We start from the raw sequence: 21,506 nt of genomic DNA on the forward strand, positions 1-21,506 counted from the left end.
GAGGGGTGGTGCTCCTATTCTTGTTGCGGTCTTGTGCGTGTGGGGTCAGCCCTTGACGGCGCCCTGCGTGACACCCTCCATGACGAAGCGCTGCGTGAACAGATACGCCAGGATCGCCGGGGCCATCGCCATGAGGTACGAGGCGAACGACACGTTGTAGTTGTTGCTGAACTGGTTCTGGAACAGGTTCTGCCGCACCGGGAGCGTCTGCAGCGCCGGATCCGAGATGATCAGCGACGGCATCATGAAGTCGTTCCAGGCGTAGAGGAACGCGAAGATGCCGACCGTGGCGCTCATCGGCGCGAGCAGCGGGAAGATCAGCTGCCAGAACGTCTGCCAGGTCGTGGCGCCGTCGATGCGGGCGCTCTCCTCGAGCTCCAGCGGGATCGAGCGCAGGAACGCGGTGAACAGCAGCACGCTGAAGCTGAGCTGGAACATGGTGGCGAGGATGATCACGCCGAAGGGGTTGTCGAGTCCGACGCGTCCGGTGAGCTGGATCTGCGGCAGCGCCACCACCGGGAACGGGATGAACATCGCCGCTAACAGGTAGAAGAAGGAGTAGCGGAACAGCTTGCGGTCCCAGTTGCGCACGATCGCATACGAGGCGAACGCGGCGAGCACGATGGTCGCGATCACGGTGCCGGCGGTGACCAGCAGCGAGATACCCGCGCCGACCGGGAACTTGGTGAGGTTCCAGGCTTCGACGAATCCGTCCAGGCTGAACGGTGCGGGGAGCGAGAAGGCGTTGCCGTCGACGGCCTGCGCCGTGGTCTTGAACGCCATCGAGATCGTCACGTAGAGCGGGAGCAGCACCGTGACGGCGCACAGGATCAGGATGATGGTGCCCGACCAGTTCACGCGCTCCATGCGGATGCGCGGCTTCTTTCCGGAGGCGGTGACGGTGGTGATGGTCTGCGTCGACATCAGAGTGCGTTCCTTCCGCGGGTCAGCGAGAGCTGCAGCAGGGAGATGAGCACGGCGACGATGAAGAAGATCGTCGCATTGGCCATCTGGTAGGCGTAGTCGCCGCCGTTGAAGCCCGCGATGATCGTCATCGCGACGCTGCGGGTGGAGGTGCCAGGACCGCCGTTCGTGAGTCCGACGATGATGTCGTAGGCGTTGAGGAACCCCTTGAACCCGAGGATGACGTTGATCACCACGTAGCCGGCGACCAGCGGGAGCGTGATGCGCGTCAGCTGCTGCGTCTTGCTCGCCCCGTCGATGCTCGCGGCCTCGTAGACCTCCCCTGGCACCGAGAGCAGGCCGGCGATGTAGATCAGCAGCGTGCCGGGCACGGCCTGCCACGCGGTCACGATCACGATCGCGATCCACGCCAGATCCGGGTTCGCGAGCAGGCTCGTCGACAGCCACGGGATCCCGGTGGCGGCACCCGCAGCGGGGATCGAGTTCGAGAACAGGAAGTTGAAGACGTAGGCGATGATGATGCCCGAGATGACCATCGGGATCACGAAGATGGTGCGCAGCCCGGTCTTGAAGCGGATGCGGGACGTCAGCCCGACCGCGAGCAGGAACGCGACCACGTTCACGACGATCACCGTGGCGATCGAGAAGCCGAACGTGAACAGATAGCTCTGCAGGATGGCCGGATCGCTGAACATCGCGATGTAGTTCGTGAGGCCGTTGAAGTTCCACTCGCCGATGCCGATCGAGTCGGTGAAGCTGAAGAAGATGCCCACGACGCCGGGCACCGTGATCGCGAGCGTGAAGAGCACGAGCGTGGGCAGCAGGAACAGGTAGTAGATCGGCTCGACCCGGCGTGTGCGTCGACCGAGCGTGCGCTTCCCGCCCGTGACGATCGCCGTGGTGTCGGTCGTCGGGGCGCTCGGCTTCGTGATGCGGGAGGCTGCCGGGTTCGGCAGTGCGGTGTTCGTCATGGCGCGGACTCCTCTGTCTCGCCGGATGCTGATGCGGTGTCCTGGGTCGACGGGAGGGGTGCGCGGAACGCGATCCTGGCCCAGTCGGCATCCATGGTGCGCAGCGTGGAGGTGGTGGACGCGCCGAGCACCATGGCCTGCGCGTAGTTGAAGATCGGGAGGGTCTTGGGCACCAGCACCGACGGGCCCTGATAGATCTGCCCGTTGTCGTAGTACTCGATCATCCCCTCGATGCGGGGGTCGTCGGGCGCGGGGGCATCCTTCGTCGGGGTGAAGCCGAGCTGGGAGGCGTTGTACTCCTGGATCCGCTCCGGCTGGTACAGGAACTCCAGGAAGTCGCGGGCGGCCTCCTGGTGGCGCGAACCCTCGGGGATCATCGCGGCGAGGTCCATGTTGACGCGCACGCCGAGGTCGGCGGGGTCGTCGGTCATCGGCATCGGGAAGGTGCCGAGCTCGAGGTCGGGTGCGGTCTTGGCGATCTCGCTGAACGCCCACGGACCCTGCAGATACATGGCCGCCTCGCCCTTCGCGAAGGCGAGGTTGCCGTCGCCGTAGCCGCGGCTCGCGGCATCCGCATTCGTGTACTCGTCGGCGAGCAGCATCATCCGGTCCATCGGCTCGGCGAAGTCCTTCTGGAACGAGACCTCGGAGTCGGGGCCGACCTCTGTCCCCTCCTGGGCGAGCGCATCGAAGAAGTCGATCACGTCGACGGAGCCGCCGGCCGTGTAGTCGTACCAGCCCTGACCCACGGTCCAGTCGTCCTTGAACGTGCCGTAGAACGGGTCGATGCCGGCTTCCTTCAGCTGGTCGCAGACCGCGATCAGCTCGTCCCAGGTCTGCGGCACCTCGAGCCCCTGGGCGTCGAAGATCTCCTTGTTGTAGATGACGGATGCCGCCATCACCGAGTACGGCAGCGCACTCGTGCGGCCAGCGCAGGAGCCGTACTGATCCATGAGCGGCTGCAGATCATCGCGGATGGTGGCCGCCGCATCCGTCTCGGAGAGGTCGGTGAGCGCGCAGCGCTGCACGAACCGGGCGATCTCGTAGTTGTAGTTGGCGAGCATGATGTCAGGCGGGTTCCCCCGCACGAAGCTCGCCGAGACGACGTCGACACCCGAGGTGTCGATCACGACCTCCACGTCGTCCTGGGAGGCGTTGTACTCGGCGACCAGATCGGTCATGAACCCGATCGCCTCGCGCTTGCTGAAGGTGAAGCGGATGGTCTCCGCTCCGGAGCCGGCTGCGCAGCTCGTGAGGGCGGCCCCGACCAGCGTGAGCCCCAGAGCCCCGGCGACCAGTCGCACCGCGCGTACTCGATTCACAGACACCGTCGTCCTTTCGATATGTAGATCCGCGTACTAAATCTAGTGAGCGAATTTACTCTGTCGAACGGTACTCTCTCATTGGATGACAGGGAGGTCAAGTGCTGTGACAGAAGTCTCCGCAGACCTGGGCACCGGACGCGCGAGCGTCGGCGCCGTCCTCGACTTCGCCTGGACGGCCGGCGAGTTCACCGCGACCGAGGCGATGGCGAGCACCTCGCTGACCCGTTCCACCGCGATCGACGCGATCGACACCCTGCTCGGCGCCGCGATCCTGCGCGAGCTCCCGAACGCGCGCGCGGTCGGCAGCTACCGCTCCGGACGCCCCTCCCGACGCTTCGTGCTGTCGTCGGATCTCGGGGTGGTCGTCGGCATCGACGCCGGTGACACCCACCTCGCCGTGACCGTCGCCGACCCGCTCGACCGCACGCTCGTCCACCACCGCACCGACCTCGACCCCGACCAGTCGGCGGCTGCACGCCGCGCCACGATCCTCGAGCGGTTGAACGCCGCTCTGGCCGAAGCCGACGTCACGCGGGACGACGTCCTGGCGCTGTGCGTCGGCGTGGCAGCCCCCGTGAACCGCAACGGCATCTCTCCCCCGCACCCCGAGGGCTTCTGGGAGCGCACCAACCCCGGTCTCGCCGACGCCCTGCAGGGATGGGCCCCGGTCGTGCAGATCAAGAACGACGCACAGCTCGCCGCCATCGCGGAGGGCGCGGAGGGCGCCGCGATCGGATGCCGAGACTACGTCGCCCTGCTCGCGAGCGAGCGCTTCGGTGGCGGCGTGGTGGTCGACGGCCACGTGCTGCACGGCGCGCACGGCGGCGTCGGCGAGGGCGTGGTGTTCGACCACATCGTCGGCGTCGGCTCTGCGTTCGGCCTCCGCTACGCCGTGCAGGACCAGGTGCGGCTGGCCGTGGATGCCGGCGAGATCGCCTCCGACAGCGCGGTCGGGCTGCTCGCCGAGAGCGACCGCATCGACCCGCGCCTCGTGCTGACGCTGGCCACGTCCGGCGACCCGGACGCCCTGCTCGTCACGTCCCGCGTCGGCGCGACCGTTGCCCGCATCGTCGGCGTGCTCGGCAGCATGTACGACCCCGCCCGCGTGATCGTATGCGGAGCCGTGGCCGAGAGCATCGAGCCGGTACTGGCCGCCGCGCGGCGCATCCTGCCGGACGAGCTGCACCTGCCCGCTCCGGAGATCCTCGCCTCGAGCCTCGGCGCGGAGGTCGTCTCCCGCGGAGCCGTCGCCACCGCACGCCAGGCCGCCCGCGACCACGCCGTGCCCCTGCTGGCGGAGCGGCGGTTGCGGGCGACCGCATAGCCCGCTCCTCCCGGCATCCCCGCATCCCCGGCATCCGGAGGTAGGCGATCACCCGGGCGTAGGCCGATGCCTCCCCCGACGACCTACGCCGGGGTCATCGCCTACGCTGCGAAGCACCTTCGACCGCGCGTCTCAGTCGACGAGCAGCGCGGGCTCCTCGAGCACGGATGCGACGTCGGCGATGAAGCGGCTCATGCCGTCGCCGTCGATCACGCGGTGGTCGAAAGATCCGGCGACCGTGGTCACCCAGCGCGGACGCACCTCGCCGTCGACGACCCACGGCTTCTGGCTGATCGTGCCCATGGCCACGATGCCCGCCTCACCGGGATTGATGATCGGCGTGCCGGCATCCATCCCGAACACACCGATGTTGGTGATCGTGATGGTGCCGCCCTGCTGATCGGCCGGGCTGGTCTTGCCCTCGCGCGCGGTCAGCGTGAGACGGTTGAGCGCGCGGGCGAGCTCCTTCATGCCGAGGTCCTGCGCGTCCTTGATGTTCGGCACGAGCAGACCGCGGGGCGTGGCCGCCGCGATGCCGAGGTTCACGTAGTGGCGCACGGCGATCTCGGCGCCGGCATCCGTCTCGATCCAGGCGGCGTTGACCATCGGCGTGCGGCGCGCAGCCCAGATCACGGCGCGGGCCATGATCAGCAGCGGGGAGACGCGGATGTCGGCGTAGTCCGGCGAGGCCTTGAGGCGCTTCACGAGCTCCATGGTGCGGCTCGCGTCGATCTCCTTCCACACCGTCACGTGCGGCGCCGAGTACGCGCTCTGCACCATGGCCGAAGACGTGGCCTTGCGCACACCCTTGACCGGGATCGACTCGGTGCGGCTGTCGTCGCCTGCCACGGCGGCCGGGGCGGCGATCCCGCGCGCGAGACCGACCGGGGCGCTCTGCGGCGCCGGCACGGTCTCCTCACGGACGGCACCCCACTCGGGCGTCTCGATGTTGCGGAACACGCTCGCCTGCGACGCGTGCTTCATGACGTCATCCCGAGTGACCTCGCCGTCGGCGCCCGTGGGCGTGACGGTCGTGAGGTCGACACCGAGGTCGCGAGCGAGCTTGCGGATCGGCGGCTTCGCGATCACACCGACCGAGGAGCGCACCGGGCGCGCGGCCGCGCGCTTGCGGCGCGAGGTCGCCCCACCGCCTGTGCCGTAGCCGACGAGCACCGAGCCACCGCCCTCTTCCGGGGCGGGTGCCACAGCCACCGCCGAATCGGTTCCTGAGCCTGACGAAGGGGCGGTGACGAAGGTGATGATCGGGGTGCCGACCTCGACCGTGGTCCCCTCGGCGACCAGCAGCTCACCCACGACGCCGGCGTGCGGCGACGGCAGCTCCACGAGCGACTTCGCGGTCTCGATCTCGCAGATCACGTCGTTGATGGCGACGTTGTCACCGGGCGCGACCTTCCAGGTCACGACCTCGGCCTCGGTCAGACCCTCGCCGACGTCGGGGAGGCTGAAGTTCTGCGTGCTCATGAGCGGTCCTTTCGGAAGGTGCCTCGTTCATAACTCCTCAGAAATGCGGGGCGAACCCCACTCTGACGCAGATTCAGCTTTTCTGCGGCCCGGGTTTGAGGAGTTGTGAACATGGAACGGCGGTGTCAGTAGGCCAGCGAGCGATCGACGGCTTCGAGGATGCGGTCGGCATCCGGCAGATACGCGCCCTCGAGCTTCGCGGGTGGGAACGGAGTGTCGTAGCCGGAGACGCGCAGCACGGGAGCCTCGAGCGCGTAGAACGCGCGCTCCATCACGGTCGCCGCGACCTCGCTGCCGATGCTGGTGAAGCCCGGGGCCTCCTGCGCGTAGACCATGTGCCCGGTCTTGCGCACCGAGTCGAGGATCGGCGCGTAGTCGATAGGCGACAGCGAGCGCACGTCGACGACCTCGCAGCTGGTGCCTTCGGCCTCGGCGAGCGCGGCCGCCTGCAGCAGCACGGTGACCATGGCCCCGTGTCCGACGAGCGTGACGTCGGTGCCGGTGCGCACGACGCGAGAGGCATGCAGCGGCGCCGCGGACGCGTCGAGCTCGACCTCGCCCTTCTGCCAGTAGCGGCTCTTCGGCTCCATGAAGATGACCGGGTCCTTCGACGCGATCGCTTCCTGGATCATCCAGTACGCGTCGTTCGGGGTCGACGGCGACACCACGCGCAGACCCGGGGTGTGCGCGAAGTACGCCTCCGGGCTCTCCTGGTGGTGCTCGACCGCGCCGATGTGTCCGCCGTAGGGGATGCGGATCACGATCGGGAGGCTCAGCGCACCCTCGTGCCGGTTGGTGAGCTTGGCGAGCTGGGTGGTGATCTGGTCGAACGCAGGGAACACGAAGCCGTCGAACTGGATCTCGATGACCGGACGGAAACCTGTCATGGCCAGTCCGATCGCGGTGCCGACGATGCCGGACTCCGCCAGCGGGGTGTCGAGCACACGGCGGTCGCCGAAGTCGCGCTGCAGGTGCTCGGTCACGCGGAAGACCCCGCCGAGCTTGCCGATGTCCTCACCCATGAGGAGCACCTTCGGGTCATCCTCCATGGCCTTGCGCATACCGGCGTTCAGCGCGCGGCTGAACGGCATCGTCTCGAGGGTCATGCCTGGTCTCCTTCGAACGATGCCTCGTACTGCGCGCGCCATGCCTTCTGCTCGTCGATCAGCGGATGCGGTTCGCTGTAGACGTGGTCGAAGATCTTGCCTGCGGGCGGCGGGCCGAGCGCGACGGTGCGGGCACGCAGGTCCTCCGCGGCATCCGCCGCCTCGGTCTCGACGTCCGCGAAGAAGGATGCCGCGGCGCCCTTGCCCTCGAGGAACGCGCGCATGCGGACGATCGGGTCGCGCAGCGCCCAGGACTCCTCCTCGTCGCTGCCGCGGTACTTGGTGGGGTCGTCGCTGGTGGTGTGCGCGCCGAGCCGGTAGGTGACCGCCTCGATCGCCCGCGGACCCTTGCCGCTGCGGGCCTCGTCGAGTGCGACGCGCGACACGGCGTAGCTGGCGAGCACGTCGTTGCCGTCGACGCGGACGCTCGGGATGCCGTAGCCGGCGCTGCGCTGCACGAGCGGCACGCGCGACTGGGTCGCGACCGGCACGGAGATGGCCCACTGGTTGTTCTGCAGGAAGAAGACGGTCGGCGCCTGGTAGCTCGCGGCGAAGACCATCGCCTCGTGCACGTCGCCCTGGCTGGAAGCACCGTCGCCGTAGTAGACGATGACGGCCTCGTCACGGTCGAGGTCGCCGGTGCCGGACCTGCCGTCGAACGCGAGGCCCATGGCGTAGCCGGTGGCGTGCAGAGCCTGCGAGCCGAGAACCAGCGTGTACAACCGGGTGTTGCCGTTCTTGGGATCGCTGGGGTCCCACCCGCCGTGAGAGACGCCGCGCATCAGCTTGATGATGTCGACGGGGTCGACGCCGCGGATGCGCGTCACCACGTGCTCGCGGTACGACGGGAAGATCGTGTCCTGGGCACGGGCGGCACGGCCGGAGCCGACCTGAGCCGCCTCCTGCCCGCGGCTCGGCGGCCACAGGGCGAGCTGCCCCTGACGCTGCAGGTTGGTCGCCTGGGTGTCGATGGCGCGGATGACGACCATGTCCCGGTAGAACTGCTCGAGCTCTGCGTCGCTGATCGCGTCGATCAACGGCAGGTACTGTTCGGCAGCCGGACTGGGCGCGAAGCGGCCATCCGCCTCGAGGACGCGGACGAGTTCAGTCTCTGACGAGGTCACCGTTCCACGCTATCCGAGGAACCGGTCCTAGGGCTGGAGGGTCCGCACAATGGATTCCGAAACCTGTAGGACCTTCTCCACCGACTCATGCTCTCCGACGGATATGCGGATGCCGTCGCCCGAGAACGGACGAACGATCAGGTCCGCCGCGACGAAGGCCGCAGCCGCATCGTCCGTGCCCGCTCCGGTCGGCAGCCAGACGAAGTTCGCCTGGGCATCGGGCACGTCCCAGCCCTGCGCCCGGAGGCCGTCGACCAGGAGTGTGCGCCGCTCGACGATCACCGCGACGCGTTCGAGGAGTTCGGCTTCGGCATCGAGGCTCGCGATCGCGGCGTTCTCGGCGGCGGAGGTGACCGACAGCGGGATGCCGGTGGTGCGAGCAGCGTCGAGCACCTTCTCGTTGCCGATCGCGTAGCCGATGCGGAGGCCGGCCAGCCCGTAAGCCTTGGAGAAGGTTCGCAGTACGACCACGTTCGGGTGGCGCTCGAACACGCGCTCCGCCAGACCGTCGACCGCGTCCGCGGCCGTCACGAACTCGGCATATGCCTCATCGAGAATGATCAGGATGTCGGACGGCACGCGCTCGGCGAAGGCCGCGAACTCGGCGCTCGTGATGATCGGGCCGGTGGGGTTGTTGGGCGTGCAGAGGATGATCGCGCGCGTGCGGTCGGTCACGGCATCCGCCATCGCGTCGAGGTCGTGGCGTGATCCGGTTGTGAGGGGCACCGGCACCCCGGTCGCCCCCGCCACGAGCGGGAGGCTGGGGTATGCCTCGAAGGAGCGCCACGCGTAGATGACCTCGTCGCCGACCGAGGCGGTCGCGAGGATCAGCTGATGCAGGATCGACACGCTGCCCGCGGCGACATGCACCTGGTCGGGCTCGACGCCGTAGCGCGCGCCGAGACGTTCGCGCAGACGGGTGGCGGTGGCATCCGGATAGCGGTTGATCGGCGTCGTGTGCTGCAGCGCCGAGACCACAGAGGGCAGCGGATCGAACGGGTTCTCATTGCTCGACAGCTTGAATGCGTCCGGTCCCGCCTGCTTGCCCTGCCGATACGGCGCGAGGGCGGCGATGGCAGGACGGATGCGGGGCAGGATCGGCTCGGTCACAGTCTCGAGTCTAGAAGCCCGGGCGGGGCCGGTGCCCCGAGGCCCGAGGCCCGAGGCCCGAGGGAGTACCGTCCTTCCCGGTCGAGCCCGGACCAAACCGCTGACATCGCACCGCGATCGTGGAAGACTGGACGGACCATGCGCTTCATCATCCGAGTCGTCGTCAACGCGTTCGCCCTGTGGGTCGTGACGCTGATCCCCGCCCTGCAGGTGCAGATCACCGCGTTCCCACCTGCCGAGACGCTGCAGCTCGTGCTGACGCTGCTCTTGGTCGCCGCGATCTTCGCGCTCGTGAACACGATCATCGGCACCGTGGTGAAGATCGTCGCGTTCCCGCTCTACATCATCACCTTGGGTCTCATCGGTTTCGTGATCAACGGCTTCCTGCTGTGGCTCACGGCCTGGATCACGAGCGGTTTCGGCTGGGGCCTCACGGTCGGCGACTTCTGGTGGGGCGTCGTGGCGGCACTCATCATCTCGGTGATCAACGGCATCTTCGGCTTCATCCTTCGTCCGCAGAGTAAGAAGCCCCGGCGCGACTGAATCGACTCCGCACGCCGCGGAGCTCGGCGCCGGAATCAGGGTCATCGCGCTCTGCGTGATACTCGGTCGCCGTGATCTCCACTGCTCCGTCGAGCTCGGACCAGTAGTCATCGAGCGCCTCAGCCCGAGGATCGTCTGAGGCATCGACCTGCTCTGCGGTCTCGACATACGCCTCGAGCTGGTGCGGTGCCAGCAACAGGTCCTGCGGCCCCCGCGCCGGGTCGCCCTCCCGCTGCGCGATGAAGCTGTCGGGCGACCCCGTTCCTTCCGGCGAGCCTCCTGCCGCCAGCGACGAGACGACGTCGTCGGTGTGGCGCAATTGGACGATGAGCTGATGGTCGTCGAGCGTCGGCTCCACCGGACTGCCCGCGGTCAGCTGCACCCGCACGTCGTACCCGCTCTCCATCGCGAGGTGCGCCGCGATCATCCCGCCCTGCGAGTGCGCCACGACATCGACCCGGTCCCCCGGCTCCGCCCCTGCCGCCCGCAGCGCGTCGAGTGTCGCCTGATAAGACGCCGACTTCTCCCCCGCGTACAGCTGCGTGTTCGACCGCATGTCCCAGGGCTCCGCCCCTCCCATCGCCACGGACTGCGACCCCTTGACGTAGGCGATGTACCGCTTCGACCCGTCGGCCATCACGAGCCGCTCGACCTTCACCTGGGCCCCCGGGGCGGTGGGGAACCTCCGGAAGGCGTCGGCCAGGCTCTCGGGCGCACGGGTCGGAGTCGAGGTGCGCACCGCCGTGACGGTCACCGGGTCGGCGACGCCCTGCAACGTCATCCCTGGCCGCACCTTTCCGAGACCGAGCACGACGCCCGCGCGCGGCCCGCCCCAGAACAGCGGTGCCGCCAGGCCGCCGAGGTCGTACTGGTCGCCCATCCCCTCGAACCGATCGTCCTTCCACTCGGCGACGAGCCAGTCGGCGATCTTCGCGACCCGGTCGTCGGATGCGATCAGATGCTCGATCCGTCGCTGCAGAGCCGCCGCATCCGCGGTGCCGCCCGCCCCCATCGCCTGCGCCTGCGCGCGCAGCTCGACCAGCTCGAAGGCGTCGGCCATGAGCGCCGTACGGGCCGCCGCATCCGCGCACTCCTCTCCCAGCGCTGCGGCGCGACCCCCGGCCGCTGACAGCGCAACCGCATCGACCGTCGCGAGCTCCGGTTCAGCGATGACCGCCGCATGCGCCCTGGTGATCGCTGCATGCGCGTCGGCGAACCGCACTCCCACGGCCGCGAGCCGCGTGCCGACATCCCGCATCGCCTCGGTGTCGACCGCGATCGCACCGCCGTGGCGGATGTCGAGGTCATCGCTCACGATGCGCCCGCCCGCATGATCTCCCAGTCGCGCACATACAGCTCGGCCATCACTTCCTCCGCCCGGCTCTGGAACTCCGTGAGCAGCGCGTGCAAGGCGCGCACGCCCTGTGCATGCCAGTCGGCGTCGACCGCGAGCTGTTGGAGGCTGGCCGCCGCCTCCTCGACCGCTTCCCATGCGGCACGGCTCTCCCGGCCGGCGACGAGCCGGGACCAGAGGCCAGGAGAGGACCAGGATTCCGCAGTGATGAAGGAGTGCATGCGACCAGCATCCGCCTCTAGCGCACCCGGTGAACGACGGGTGCACGGCCACTGTGGAGCCTCCGCCGTCATTCTCTATCGTGCAGGAACAGTTCCCGGAACTGTGCAGGATCGGCCGGTAGAGGCAGAATAGGCAAGTGACATCCCCGGATCCCTTCCGCGTGATCTTCGTCTGCACGGGGAACATCTGCCGCTCGCCCATGGCCGAGGTGGTGTTCCGCGATCTTGCCGAAAGGCAAGGACTCGGCTCGCGCATCGTCTCGCGCAGCGCCGGCACCGGCGACTGGCACCTCGGCGAGCGCGCCGACCACCGGACGATCGACTCCCTCTCACGTCGGGGTTACGACGGCTCCCAGCACCGCGCCAAGCAGTTCACGCTGGCGTCTTTCGCCGATAACGACCTGATCGTCGCGCTCGACCGGACGCATGAGCGCATCCTGCGCGAGTGGGCGATGGACGACGACCAGGAGGGCAAGGTCACGCTCCTGCTCGCCTTCGACCCCGACGCATCGACGCACGACGTCCCCGACCCGTACTACGCCGGCACCGACATGTTCGATTCGGTGCTCGGTATGATTGAGGCGGCGACGCGGGGCCTGTTCCGCCAGCTCGAACCCGCTCTTCGCCTCCCCCGCACGCCCCGCATCTGAGGGGCCCGATCAGGAGGACTCCCCTGACTTTCCAGCCTTCGCTTCCGCCGCAGCCCCTGAGCCCCCTCGACGGTCGCTACCGCGCCGCCGTGACCGGACTCGCCGACTTCCTCTCGGAGGCCGGACTCAACCGGGCCCGGGTCGAGGTGGAGGTCGAGTGGCTGATCGCCCTCACCGACCGGTCGCTGTTCGAGACATCGCCGCTGTCGGACTCCGACAAGGAGCGCCTGCGCGCGCTCTACCGCGACTTCGGCCAGGACGAGATCGACTGGCTCGCCGAGAAGGAAGCCGTCACCCGTCACGACGTCAAGGCCATCGAGTACCTGGTGCGCGATCGCCTCTCGACGCTCGGGCTCGACGCGATCTCCGAGCTCACGCACTTCGCCTGCACCAGCGAAGACATCAACTCCGTCTCGTACGCCCTCACCGTCAAGCGTGCGGTCGAGAGCGTCTGGCTGCCCGCGCTCGACGGCGTGATCGCCAAGCTGCGCGAACTCGCGGTGGAGCACGCTGATGCCGCCATGCTCTCGCGCACCCACGGACAGCCGGCGACGCCGTCGACCATGGGCAAGGAGATCGCCGTGTTCGCGTGGCGCCTCGAGCGTGTGCGCGACCAGATCGCTGCATCCGAGTACCTGGCCAAGTTCTCGGGCGCGACCGGCACCTGGTCTGCGCACCTGTCGGCAGACCCCGACGCCGACTGGCCGACCATCGCGCGCGAGTACGTCGAGGGGCTGGGGCTGGGCTTCAACATCCTCACCACCCAGATCGAGTCGCACGACTGGCAGGTCGAGCTCTACGACCGCGTGCGCCATGCCGGCGGCATCCTGCACAACCTCGCCACCGACATCTGGACCTACATCTCGCTCGGATACTTCGCGCAGATCCCGGTCGCCGGTGCGACCGGCTCGTCGACCATGCCGCACAAGATCAACCCGATCCGGTTCGAGAACGCCGAGGCGAACCTCGAGCTCTCCGGCGCCCTGCTCGGATCGCTGTCGCAGACGCTCGTGACGAGCCGCCTGCAGCGCGATCTGACCGACTCGACCACGCAGCGCAACATCGGCGTCGCGTTCGGGCACTCCCTGCTCGCGCTCGACAACCTGCGCCGGGGCCTCACCGAGATCTCGCTCTCGCGCGATGTGCTGCTCGCGGATCTCGATGTGAACTGGGAGGTGCTCGCCGAAGCCATCCAGACCGTCATCCGTGCCGAGGTCGTCGCCGGTCGCTCCACGATCACCGACCCGTACGCACTGCTCAAGGAGCTCACGCGCGGACACCGCGTGGGTGCGGCCGAGCTCGCCGAGTTCGTGCAGGGTCTGGAGATCGGCGACGCGGCCAAGCAGCGCCTGCTCGCCCTGACTCCCGCGACCTATACCGGTATCGCCGAGCGCCTGGCCCGTTAGGGCGCAGCCCGGCAGAACAGAATCGCACCTCGCGCCGACCGCGCAGGTGCGTTTTCTGTGTAGCTGAGGCCCCGGCACCGACGTCGGCCGTTCCTCACTCAGGAGAATCGCCGGGGTTCGGACCCGCGGTCCGCGCAACCACGGAAAACCCGGGCGCGACAAGCGTCGGTGTTCCTGAGTCGTGAACGCCGGCCGCGACTGACCGCGGCGTCGAAGTCAGTCTGTGCGACCGGTTCCGGCGTCACCGGAAGACGCCGTGCCCGCGTCGCCCTCGGGCTCGGGGTCGTAGAGCACCGGCCGGTCGACGGTCTTGGTCACGTCGGCCGGGTCGACGGCCAGGATCAGCATGGCCAGGATCAGCAGTGTCGCGATGAACGCCCCGCCACCGACCACGAGTCCGAGCACGATCGGGGTCAATCCGTCGTAGGTGCCGTTCGCGATCGCAGTGTTGACGCGTGATGTGAAGGCGCCAGTCGAGACCAGCGTCACGATCATCGCGAACACACCACACGCCAGGGCGATGCCCAGCAGGTGCAGCGGACGCAGGATGTCGCGCCGGGTCGGTTTCTCGTCGGTCATCGGTCTCCTCCGAGCTCAGCCGACGTTGCGGTCGAGTGCTGTGCAGTATCTGGAGCGTCGTCAGCCGTCTCCGCGGCGGAGCTCGCCACGGCATCGGCGCGACGCGGGGTCAGGCCGGCGATGCCGAGGAAGACCGCGACGATCGCCACGTACCCTCCGAACAGGCCCACGCCGAGGATGATGCCGGACAGCACGAAGGTGCCGGCCTTGTCGATCGTGTACTCCTGCTGGAAGCCTGCCGGGATCAGCAGCAGCGCCACGGCGAGCAGGATGCCGAAGGCGCCGACCGTGATCGCATCGCGCGCCAGGGGGTCGGACGTGCGACGAGCGCGGATGCCGGCGAGCACCTCGACGGCCCCGGTGAGCAGCGCCCACGTGACCACGACGATGAAGAAGAGGTCGTCCGTGCGCCACATCGGGATGCCGGTGACCATGCCCGCGATGAGACCGAACGCAGCCTGGAGGATCGAAGACCAGCGGGACCCGGCGGGAAGCACGAGCCAGGCGGCCAGAATCTGCACCAGCGAGGTCACGAACACGAAGCCGCTGAACACGGCCAGCCCGACCGGAGCCGAATGGTCGGACGAGAAGGTGATCATCAGCGCCGCGGCGGCTGCGATCAGCGCGCGCAACAGCTGGATGTGACGCACGGTGAACGCGCGGGCAGGGGCAGACATGACGATGCAGAGTCCTCCGGGATGTTCCCCCCAGTCTACGCGGGGGCACAGGGCGCATCCGCCGGGTCCCGGGGCGGGGCGCAGAGTGCCACGCGGGTCTGTTCGTGAGGCCCGGCCGATCTCTCCCCAGACGGATCGCCGGGCCTCACGAAATACGCAGCGAGGGGGGCGTCGCCGCGTCAGGCTGCTCGTTCGCAAGGTCGGGCACCCTGCCTGCGTCGAGTCAGCCGGCGACCCCACACCTCACCCCGTCCCTTGAGGTGCACGCGTGCGGTCGTAAGCTCATTTTAGAGACGTCGTCTTCACATACCGGAGGGGGTCTGTGATGAGTATCGGAAGCGACTCGAAGGAGACCGGCGCCGATCCCTTCGCCGGCGCGCTCCGAGACGCCATCAGCGCCAAGCAGATCACGCTGTCGAGGCTGCAGGAGAGGTTGCGCGCACGAGGGAACCGGGTGTCGCTCGCGACGCTGAGCTACTGGCGCTCGGGCGCACGCCGTCCGGAGGGGGCGCAGTCGCTGGCGGCCGTGGCCGACCTCGAGAGCCTGCTCGATCTCGACCAGGGCTTCCTGACCAAGTTCCTCGGACCGACGAATCGCACGGGACCTCTCGGCCCGAGCCGGTTCCCGATCGATGAGCAGGCGATCGAACGCGCCGCACGAGACGCCTACGCGGCACTCGGCGCGCCATACCCCGACATGTCCCGAGAAGTCACCACCCACTCGGTGACGGATGTGGATGCCGATGGCAACGTGGCGTTCTGCAGCACGCGCAGCATCGTGCAGTCCACGAGCGGCACGATCACCGCGACGCCGTTCCTCGAGCTCACGCCCGGCGTGAACACCCCTGCGCCCCTCATCTCGGCGGTGTCGGGCGGAAGGATCTCGGCACGGTACTCGCACCCCAGCGGCGAGGTGCACGGCGTGCTGTTCGAGTTCGATGCTCCGGTGACCGCGCCGAAGACGACCGTGGTGGAGTGGTCGATCTCGTATCCGCCCGACTATCCGACGATGCGCGAGACGGGGCACGCCGTAGCGCGCCAGTGCCGCGAGCTGCTGGTGTGGACCCGCTTCCACCCCGACGCCCTGCCCGACTGGTGCGAGGAGCGCATCGAGACCCCGACGGGCACGACGGTCGCCGAGATGACGCTCGATGGCGGCACCTCGGTGCACCAGGTACGACGAGCCTTCGGTCCCGGCGCGATCGAGCTGGCGTGGGGATACGGCCCGCGGGGCTGAACCCGACTGCCGCTCAGCCGGGCTGGTCGCCGGTCGCGATCGGGCGACCGGGCGTGTTCGACCACTGGCTCCACGATCCGGGGAAGACCTTCGCCTCGATGCCGACCTCGTCGAGCACGAGCGCGGTGTGCGCGGCGGTGATGCCCGAGCCGCAGTACGCCGCAACCGAGGAACCGGGGGTCACCCCGACGCTCGCGAAGGTCTTCAGCACCGTGATGCGGTCGAGCACCTTGCCCTCCGGGTCCAGGTGCAGCCCTGTCGGCAGGTTCACCGCACCGGGGATGTGACCCGCCACCGGGTCGAGCGGCTCGGTGTCGCCGCGGTAGCGCTCAGGGGCGCGCACGTCGAGCAGCACACCGGATGCCGGGAACGCGGCGGCTTCGTCGATCGTCAGCGCCTGGCCGCCGATCTCGTCGAGGACGACGTCTCCGACTTCGGGGGTCACATCGTCGGTGGCGACCGGCAGTCCCGCCGCCGTCCACGAGCGGATGCCGCCCGCGAGCACACGCACGTCGACGCCGGCCTGCCGCAGGAGCCACCAGGCCCGCGCCGCCGCGAGCCCCTTCGCGTCGTCGTACGCGACCACGACATCGCCTGCACGGACGCCCCAGCGCCGCGCTGCGGTCTGCAGCGTCTCGGTCGATGGCAGCGGATGCCGCCCCTCGGAGGGCTCGCCGTGAGTCGACAGCTCAGTGTCGAGTGGCACGTACACGGCACCGGGAATGTGACCTTCGAGGTAGTCCGCGTGCCCGTCGGGACGATCCAGACGCCACCGCACGTCGAGCACGCGCACGGATGCGCCTTCGGCCAGCAGTTCGTTCAGCTCATCGACGGTCGTGAAGTTGGTCATGCTGCGAGGCTACCCAGTCGCCGCCGGCATCCGTCCTGCATGACCCTTTCTGACGCCGAGCGTCCTCTCCGGCGAGAGTATGCTCGATCCGGCGCCGTCGAGAAAGGGCCCCTTCCATGCCCTCCACTCTGCGTTGGATGCGTCTGAGGCCCCAGGAGACCGCGCTCATCGCGATCACCGCGATCTGGGGCAGCACCTTCCTGCTCGTGCACTGGGCGATGCAGCATTCCGGGCCCTGGTTCTTCGTCGGCATCCGGTTCCTCGTCGCCGGTGTCATCAGCGTCGTGATCTTCCGACGGGTGCTGCGCGGCATCCGCTGGCCTGACATCGGAGCCGGCGTCGCGATCGGAGTGATGATCTATCTCGGCTACGGCCTGCAGACCGTCGGCTTGCAGACGATCGACAGCAGCACCTCGGCCTTCATCACCGCGATGTACGTGCCGATGGTGCCGTTCGCGCAGTGGGCGGTGTTCCGCAAACGCCCGCCCGCCATGGCCTTCGTCGGCGCCGGGCTCGCGTTCGTCGGGCTGATGCTCATCGCCGGACCCGACGCCCTGACGCTGACGTTGGGCGCCGGTGAGATCGCGACCATGCTCAGCACCCTGCCGATCGCCGCGGAGATCATCCTGATCAGCGTGTTCGCCGGCAAGATCGACCTCGGACGCATCACGATCGTCCAGCTGCTCACGGCGGGAGTCCTGGGTCTGCTCACGATGCCGGTGGCCGGGGAGAGCGTGCCGGAGTTCTCGTGGATCTGGGTCGGCTGCGCGGTGGGGCTGGGGGCGGCGAGCTGCATCATCCAGCTCACGATGAACTGGGCGCAGAAGTCGGTCTCGCCCACGCGGGCCACCATCATCTATGCGGGAGAGCCTGTCTGGGCGGGGGTCATCGGACGTATCGCTGGAGAGCGCCTGCCCGCCACGGCGCTGATCGGCGGAGGGCTCGTCGTGCTCGGCATCCTTGCCAGCGAGCTGAAGCTCGTGCGTCGGCGCGCGCGGGAGTAGCCTCCGAATCTCGGCGCGTCCGGGAATACTCCGGCGGATGCCGCGTTGCACCCCACATGATTGAAACTTCAACCGTCGCTCCGGTCGCCACGGAGCGCACCCGCGTCCGCGTGCCGCTGCGTTTCGGCGATGGCTTCTCCACCACGGCCGACGTCGTGACCTTCGACGGACTGGTCGACGGACGTGAGCACCTGCTGCTCGGACTCGGGGACTGGCGCGCCGCGCTCGATCGCGCGGCCGACGGCGGCGACGCACCCCTCGTGCGCCCCCACAGCGAGTGCCTGACCGGCGACGTCTTCGGCTCAGAGCGCTGCGACTGCGGCCCCCAGCTGCGCGAAGCCGTGGAGCGGATCGCGGCAGAAGGCGGCTTCCTGCTCTACCTGCGCCAGGAGGGACGCGGCATCGGCCTGTACGCCAAGCTCGACGCGTACGCACTGCAGGATGCGGGCCTCGACACCTACGAGGCGAACGTCGCCCTCGGGCACGGCGAGGACGAGCGCGACTACACGGTCGCCGCGCAGATGCTGCGCGCGGTGGGCACCGACGCGATCCGCCTGCTGAGCAACAACCCCGACAAGGCCGTGCAGCTCGAGGCACTCGGCATCCGAGTCACCGAGCGGGTGCGCACCGAGGTGCACCTGTCCGAGTCGAACTCCCGCTACCTGCAGGCCAAGCGGGACCACACGGCACACACGCTCGACCTGTCAGCAGCGTGACACTTCTGGAGGAGACCATGACCGCGGAGCCGCGGCACCCGCGTCGCCTCGACGACGCCGAGATGGCGACCTGGCTCCCCGTCATCCGCTTCGTCCAGCTGCTGCCGCAGGTGCTCGACCGCACGCTCAAGGACGAGGTAGGCCTGAACCACGCCCGCTACGCGATCATGGTGACCCTCGCCGGGCAGAACGACGGCGCCGTGACCATGACCGAGCTCGCCCGCATCGCCGGGCTGAGCCGGTCGCGCCTGAGCCATGCGCTGGACTCGCTCGAGGAGCGCGGCTGGGTCAGCCGCACCTCGTGCCGCACCGACAAGCGCACGCTCTCGGCCACGTTGACGCCGGAGGGCAGGGAAATGCTGCGCACCGCCGCCCCCGTGCACGTGGATCAGGTGCGCGAGCTGGTGCTCGATCCGCTGAGCCCCGAGGAGCGCGACCAGCTCGGTGCGATCCTCGGCAAGCTGCTGCCCGGCGTGACCGCAGCGCTGTAGGCGCCTGACCGTTCTGCTCCGGCGCCTGACCGTTCTGCTCTGAGCAGAAACCCTCGAACCCGCCGGATGCCGCGGATTATCGTGAGGCATGGCCGACATCGTCCCGTTCCCGCGCGCACCGCGCCCCGCTCGCCCCCGCCTCAGCGACCCAGAGCCGCTCTGGCGCCACCTGCTCGGCGACCAGCTGCGCCGTCGACGACATGACCGCGACGAGACGCTCACCGAGACCGCCGAGAAGGCCGGCGTCTCACCGCAGTACCTCTCCGAGGTCGAGCGCGGACGCAAGGAGCCGTCGAGCGAGATGATCGCCGCGATCGCCGGGGCGCTCGACACCAGCCTGATCGAGCTGACCAGCGCCGTGGCAGACGAGCTGCGATCGACCGCGGTCCCGGCATCCGCTGCGGTGTCGGTGTCGGTGTCGGTGTCGCGCCAGGCGTTCGCGCTCGCGGCCTGAGCCGCGGCATCCGCTCTCGGCCTCTCACGCGGTGCCGGCGCGCGACCGGCAGGGAGTCAGTCCCCGCGCGCGCCGAGCACCGTGTCGATCAACCCGTACTCCCGCGCCGCCGAGGCGGTGAACACCCGGTCGCGGTCGGTGTCGGCCCGCAGCTCGGCCACCGTGCGTCCGCTGTGCCTGGCGAGGATCTCCTCCATGTCGCTGCGCACCCGCACCACCTCGTCGGCCGCGAGGATCAGGTCGGGGATCGCGCCGCGCGACTGACCGGCCGGCTGGTGCAGCACGATCCGCGCATGGGCGAGCGCCGCCCGCTGCCCCGGCGCACCCGCCGCGACCAGCAGTGCCGCGGGCCCGATCGCCTGTCCGACGCAGGTCGTCGCGACGGCCGGACGGATGTGCTGCAGGGTGTCGTAGATCGCCAGCGCTGCACCGGGGTCGCCGCCCTCGCTGTTGATGGAGAACTGGATGCCGGCCTCGGGACTGTCGGCATCCAGGTGCAGCAGCTGCGCGATCAGCGCGTTCGCGACCCCCGCGTCGATGCCGGTGCCCAGGTAGATCACGCGCTCGGCGAGCAGGTGCGAGTAGACGTCCATGATGCGTTCCCCGCGCGGATGCTGCGCGATCACGTTCGGGATCGTGTAGCCGCTCATGCGCCGACCCCCAGTCCGACGCGGGCTCGCCTGCGGGGCATGACCTCGTCGATCGAGGAGACGATGCCGTCGATGAACCCGTAGTCCAGCGCCTGGCCGGCTGTATACCAGCGGTCGTGCAGCGAGTCCTCGAAGATCCGCTCGACGGGCTGCCCGGTGTCGGCGGCGATGAGTCCCAGCACGGTGTCGCGCATGTGGCGGAGGTCGTCGGCCTGGGTCTCTATCTCGCCGGCGGACCCACCGATGCCCGCCGATCCCTGGTGCATCAGGATGCGCGCGTGGGGCAGCGCCCGCCGCTTGCCGTGCGTGCCAGCCGACAGCAGGAACTGTCCCGCGCTGCACGCGAGACCGAGCGCGAGGGTGGCGACGTCGTTGGGGATCAGCCGCATGATGTCGCGGATGGCCAGCATCGACGGCACGGAGCCGCCGGGCGAGTGGATCCAGAGCGCGATGTCGGTGGCGGGGTCCTCGGCCGACAGCGTGAGCAGCTGCGTCATGAGCAGCGTGCCGTTGTCGTCGTCGAGGGCACCGTCGAGCACGAGCACCCGCTCGTGGAACAGCGCGCGGCGGGCCTCGGGCCCGAACTGCGGGATGGGGTTGTCTTCGCTCATGCCCTCAGCATCCGCCGTCATCCGTCGCGGCGCACCCGATTCTGCCCTGGGCTGTTCTGCCCCCAGCAGACGGATGCCGACCTCCTGCCCACCTCGCCCAGCCTCACCCCTCCTCGTCCTCCTCGCCCCCGCGACGTGCAGGGGCCCCGCGCACCCCGCGCGCGGCCCCGCGCACCTCCGTGAAAACTCGCCGTAACACCGCGGACTCATGCCACTCCTATGCTCGGGCACATGGCGAAGCAGAAGGCACCGGCGTGGTCGGAGGACGGACTCAACTTCCGCACCCGCAAGTGGGTGCGGCCCGAGGACCTCAACGCGAACGGGTCGCTGTTCGGCGGCAGCCTGCTGAAATGGATCGACGAGGAAGCCGCGATCTACGCGATCGTGCAGCTGGGCAACTACCGCGCGGTGACCAAGCACATCTCCGAGATCAACTTCGAGGCGTCCGCGGTGCAGGGTGACCTGATCGAGATCGGCCTGCAGGCCACGCACTTCGGGAACACCTCGCTCACGATGCGGGCGGTGGCGCGCAACATGATCACGCGCAAGCGCATCCTCACGATCGAGAAGATCGTGTTCGTGAGCCTCGACGAGGATGGCGTGCCGACCCCGCACGGCTACAGCGACATCACCTACAACCGCGACCGCATGCCCACCGAGCGTCTGGCGACGGGCACCATCCGCCTCCCCGGCTGAC

General features: G+C 68.9%; 24 protein-coding genes. 10 read left to right on the forward strand and 14 right to left on the reverse strand.

Going from position 1 to position 21,506, the window contains the following annotated elements; all coding sequences use genetic code 11:
• Positions 1-45: 45 nt before the first annotated feature.
• From KZC51_RS01640 to KZC51_RS01650, 3 genes are read right to left on the reverse strand one after another with little or no spacing between them, the layout of a single operon-like run.
• Positions 46-924: a carbohydrate ABC transporter permease gene (locus tag KZC51_RS01640; protein WP_247628279.1), complete on the reverse strand. Its 879-nt coding sequence runs from the start codon at positions 922-924 to the stop codon at positions 46-48.
• The gene (locus KZC51_RS01645) at positions 924-1,895 is read right to left on the reverse strand and encodes a carbohydrate ABC transporter permease (RefSeq protein ID WP_247628280.1); all 972 of its coding nucleotides are present in this window, start codon (positions 1,893-1,895) and stop codon (positions 924-926) included. The genes KZC51_RS01640 and KZC51_RS01645 overlap by 1 nt, the downstream gene beginning before the upstream one ends.
• The gene (locus KZC51_RS01650) at positions 1,892-3,223 is read right to left on the reverse strand and encodes an ABC transporter substrate-binding protein (protein ID WP_247628281.1); all 1,332 of its coding nucleotides are present in this window, start codon (positions 3,221-3,223) and stop codon (positions 1,892-1,894) included. The genes KZC51_RS01645 and KZC51_RS01650 overlap by 4 nt, the downstream gene beginning before the upstream one ends.
• 100 nt (positions 3,224-3,323) lie before the next feature.
• Here KZC51_RS01650 and KZC51_RS01655 point away from each other — a divergent pair, with 100 nt between their 5' ends.
• The gene (locus KZC51_RS01655) at positions 3,324-4,544 is read left to right on the forward strand and encodes an ROK family protein (RefSeq protein ID WP_247628282.1); all 1,221 of its coding nucleotides are present in this window, start codon (positions 3,324-3,326) and stop codon (positions 4,542-4,544) included.
• A gap of 132 nt (positions 4,545-4,676) precedes the next feature.
• Here KZC51_RS01655 and KZC51_RS01660 read toward each other — a convergent pair whose 3' ends face one another.
• From KZC51_RS01660 to KZC51_RS01675, 4 genes are all read right to left on the reverse strand, one after another.
• Positions 4,677-6,026 (reverse strand): dihydrolipoamide acetyltransferase family protein, encoded by a 1,350-nt coding sequence (locus tag KZC51_RS01660; protein ID WP_247628283.1) that lies wholly within the window; start codon positions 6,024-6,026, stop codon positions 4,677-4,679.
• A gap of 125 nt (positions 6,027-6,151) precedes the next feature.
• Positions 6,152-7,132 carry an alpha-ketoacid dehydrogenase subunit beta gene (locus KZC51_RS01665; protein ID WP_247628284.1) on the reverse strand — a complete coding sequence of 327 codons (981 nt, stop codon included), beginning with the start codon at positions 7,130-7,132 and terminating at the stop codon, positions 6,152-6,154.
• Positions 7,129-8,256, reverse strand: coding sequence for a thiamine pyrophosphate-dependent dehydrogenase E1 component subunit alpha (locus tag KZC51_RS01670; protein ID WP_247628285.1), 1,128 nt, complete (start codon positions 8,254-8,256; stop codon positions 7,129-7,131). The genes KZC51_RS01665 and KZC51_RS01670 overlap by 4 nt, the downstream gene beginning before the upstream one ends.
• 27 nt (positions 8,257-8,283) lie before the next feature.
• Entirely contained in the window at positions 8,284-9,366 is a 1,083-nt protein-coding gene (locus tag KZC51_RS01675) for a histidinol-phosphate transaminase (protein ID WP_247628286.1), read from the reverse strand.
• A 138-nt stretch (positions 9,367-9,504) separates the two neighbouring features.
• On the opposite strand from KZC51_RS01675, the gene KZC51_RS01680 reads away from it, so the two are divergent.
• Positions 9,505-9,909 (forward strand): phage holin family protein, encoded by a 405-nt coding sequence (locus KZC51_RS01680; protein ID WP_247628287.1) that lies wholly within the window; start codon positions 9,505-9,507, stop codon positions 9,907-9,909.
• Here KZC51_RS01680 and KZC51_RS01685 read toward each other — a convergent pair.
• Positions 9,869-11,224: a lipase family protein gene (locus KZC51_RS01685; RefSeq protein ID WP_247628288.1), complete on the reverse strand. Its 1,356-nt coding sequence runs from the start codon at positions 11,222-11,224 to the stop codon at positions 9,869-9,871. The two genes, KZC51_RS01680 and KZC51_RS01685, sit on opposite strands and share 41 nt — an antisense overlap.
• The gene (locus tag KZC51_RS01690) at positions 11,221-11,484 is read right to left on the reverse strand and encodes a hypothetical protein (RefSeq protein WP_247628289.1); all 264 of its coding nucleotides are present in this window, start codon (positions 11,482-11,484) and stop codon (positions 11,221-11,223) included. Before KZC51_RS01690 ends, KZC51_RS01685 begins: the two co-directional genes overlap by 4 nt.
• Positions 11,485-11,621: 137 nt before the next feature.
• Between KZC51_RS01690 and KZC51_RS01695 the strand changes: the two genes are divergently transcribed.
• Positions 11,622-12,134, forward strand: coding sequence for a low molecular weight protein-tyrosine-phosphatase (locus tag KZC51_RS01695; RefSeq protein ID WP_308194277.1), 513 nt, complete (start codon positions 11,622-11,624; stop codon positions 12,132-12,134).
• A 23-nt stretch (positions 12,135-12,157) separates the two neighbouring features.
• Positions 12,158-13,540, forward strand: a complete 1,383-nt coding sequence (gene purB / locus KZC51_RS01700; RefSeq protein WP_247630568.1) for an adenylosuccinate lyase — start codon at positions 12,158-12,160, stop codon at positions 13,538-13,540.
• Between the two features lie 216 nt (positions 13,541-13,756).
• On the opposite strand, the gene KZC51_RS01705 is transcribed toward purB, so the two are convergent.
• Positions 13,757-14,119 (reverse strand): hypothetical protein, encoded by a 363-nt coding sequence (locus KZC51_RS01705; RefSeq protein ID WP_247628290.1) that lies wholly within the window; start codon positions 14,117-14,119, stop codon positions 13,757-13,759.
• A complete protein-coding gene (locus tag KZC51_RS01710; RefSeq protein WP_247628291.1) occupies positions 14,116-14,796 on the reverse strand; it encodes an acyl-CoA synthetase in 681 nt (226 codons plus the stop codon). Before KZC51_RS01710 ends, KZC51_RS01705 begins: the two co-directional genes overlap by 4 nt.
• Before the next feature lie 325 nt (positions 14,797-15,121).
• On the opposite strand from KZC51_RS01710, the gene KZC51_RS01715 reads away from it, so the two are divergent.
• Complete coding sequence (locus KZC51_RS01715) at positions 15,122-16,033, forward strand: hypothetical protein (protein WP_247628292.1); 912 nt, start codon at positions 15,122-15,124, stop codon at positions 16,031-16,033.
• 13 nt (positions 16,034-16,046) lie between these two features.
• Here KZC51_RS01715 and KZC51_RS01720 read toward each other — a convergent pair whose 3' ends face one another.
• Complete coding sequence (locus tag KZC51_RS01720) at positions 16,047-16,883, reverse strand: sulfurtransferase (protein WP_247628293.1); 837 nt, start codon at positions 16,881-16,883, stop codon at positions 16,047-16,049.
• A gap of 116 nt (positions 16,884-16,999) precedes the next feature.
• Here KZC51_RS01720 and KZC51_RS01725 point away from each other — a divergent pair, with 116 nt between their 5' ends.
• From KZC51_RS01725 to KZC51_RS01740, 4 genes are all read left to right on the forward strand, one after another.
• On the forward strand, positions 17,000-17,887 hold the full coding sequence (locus tag KZC51_RS01725; protein ID WP_247628294.1) for a DMT family transporter: 888 nt from the start codon (positions 17,000-17,002) through the stop codon (positions 17,885-17,887).
• Positions 17,888-17,943: 56 nt separating this feature from the next.
• A complete protein-coding gene (locus KZC51_RS01730) occupies positions 17,944-18,603 on the forward strand; it encodes a GTP cyclohydrolase II (RefSeq protein ID WP_247628295.1) in 660 nt (219 codons plus the stop codon).
• 17 nt (positions 18,604-18,620) lie between these two features.
• Complete coding sequence (locus tag KZC51_RS01735) at positions 18,621-19,094, forward strand: MarR family winged helix-turn-helix transcriptional regulator (protein WP_247628296.1); 474 nt, start codon at positions 18,621-18,623, stop codon at positions 19,092-19,094.
• A gap of 88 nt (positions 19,095-19,182) precedes the next feature.
• Positions 19,183-19,548: a helix-turn-helix domain-containing protein gene (locus KZC51_RS01740; protein ID WP_247628297.1), complete on the forward strand. Its 366-nt coding sequence runs from the start codon at positions 19,183-19,185 to the stop codon at positions 19,546-19,548.
• 56 nt (positions 19,549-19,604) lie between these two features.
• Here the strand turns inward: KZC51_RS01740 and KZC51_RS01745 are convergent, their stop codons facing one another.
• Positions 19,605-20,198 (reverse strand): ClpP family protease, encoded by a 594-nt coding sequence (locus tag KZC51_RS01745; protein ID WP_247628298.1) that lies wholly within the window; start codon positions 20,196-20,198, stop codon positions 19,605-19,607.
• A complete protein-coding gene (locus KZC51_RS01750; RefSeq protein WP_247628299.1) occupies positions 20,195-20,809 on the reverse strand; it encodes a ClpP family protease in 615 nt (204 codons plus the stop codon). Before KZC51_RS01750 ends, KZC51_RS01745 begins: the two co-directional genes overlap by 4 nt.
• Before the next feature lie 231 nt (positions 20,810-21,040).
• Here KZC51_RS01750 and KZC51_RS01755 point away from each other — a divergent pair, with 231 nt between their 5' ends.
• Positions 21,041-21,505: an acyl-CoA thioesterase gene (locus KZC51_RS01755; RefSeq protein WP_247628300.1), complete on the forward strand. Its 465-nt coding sequence runs from the start codon at positions 21,041-21,043 to the stop codon at positions 21,503-21,505.
• The last annotated feature ends 1 nt before the right edge of the window (position 21,506 follow it).

The sequence above is a fragment of the Microbacterium croceum genome, assembly GCF_023091245.1.
Taxonomy (GTDB): Bacteria; Actinomycetota; Actinomycetes; order Actinomycetales; family Microbacteriaceae; genus Microbacterium; species Microbacterium croceum.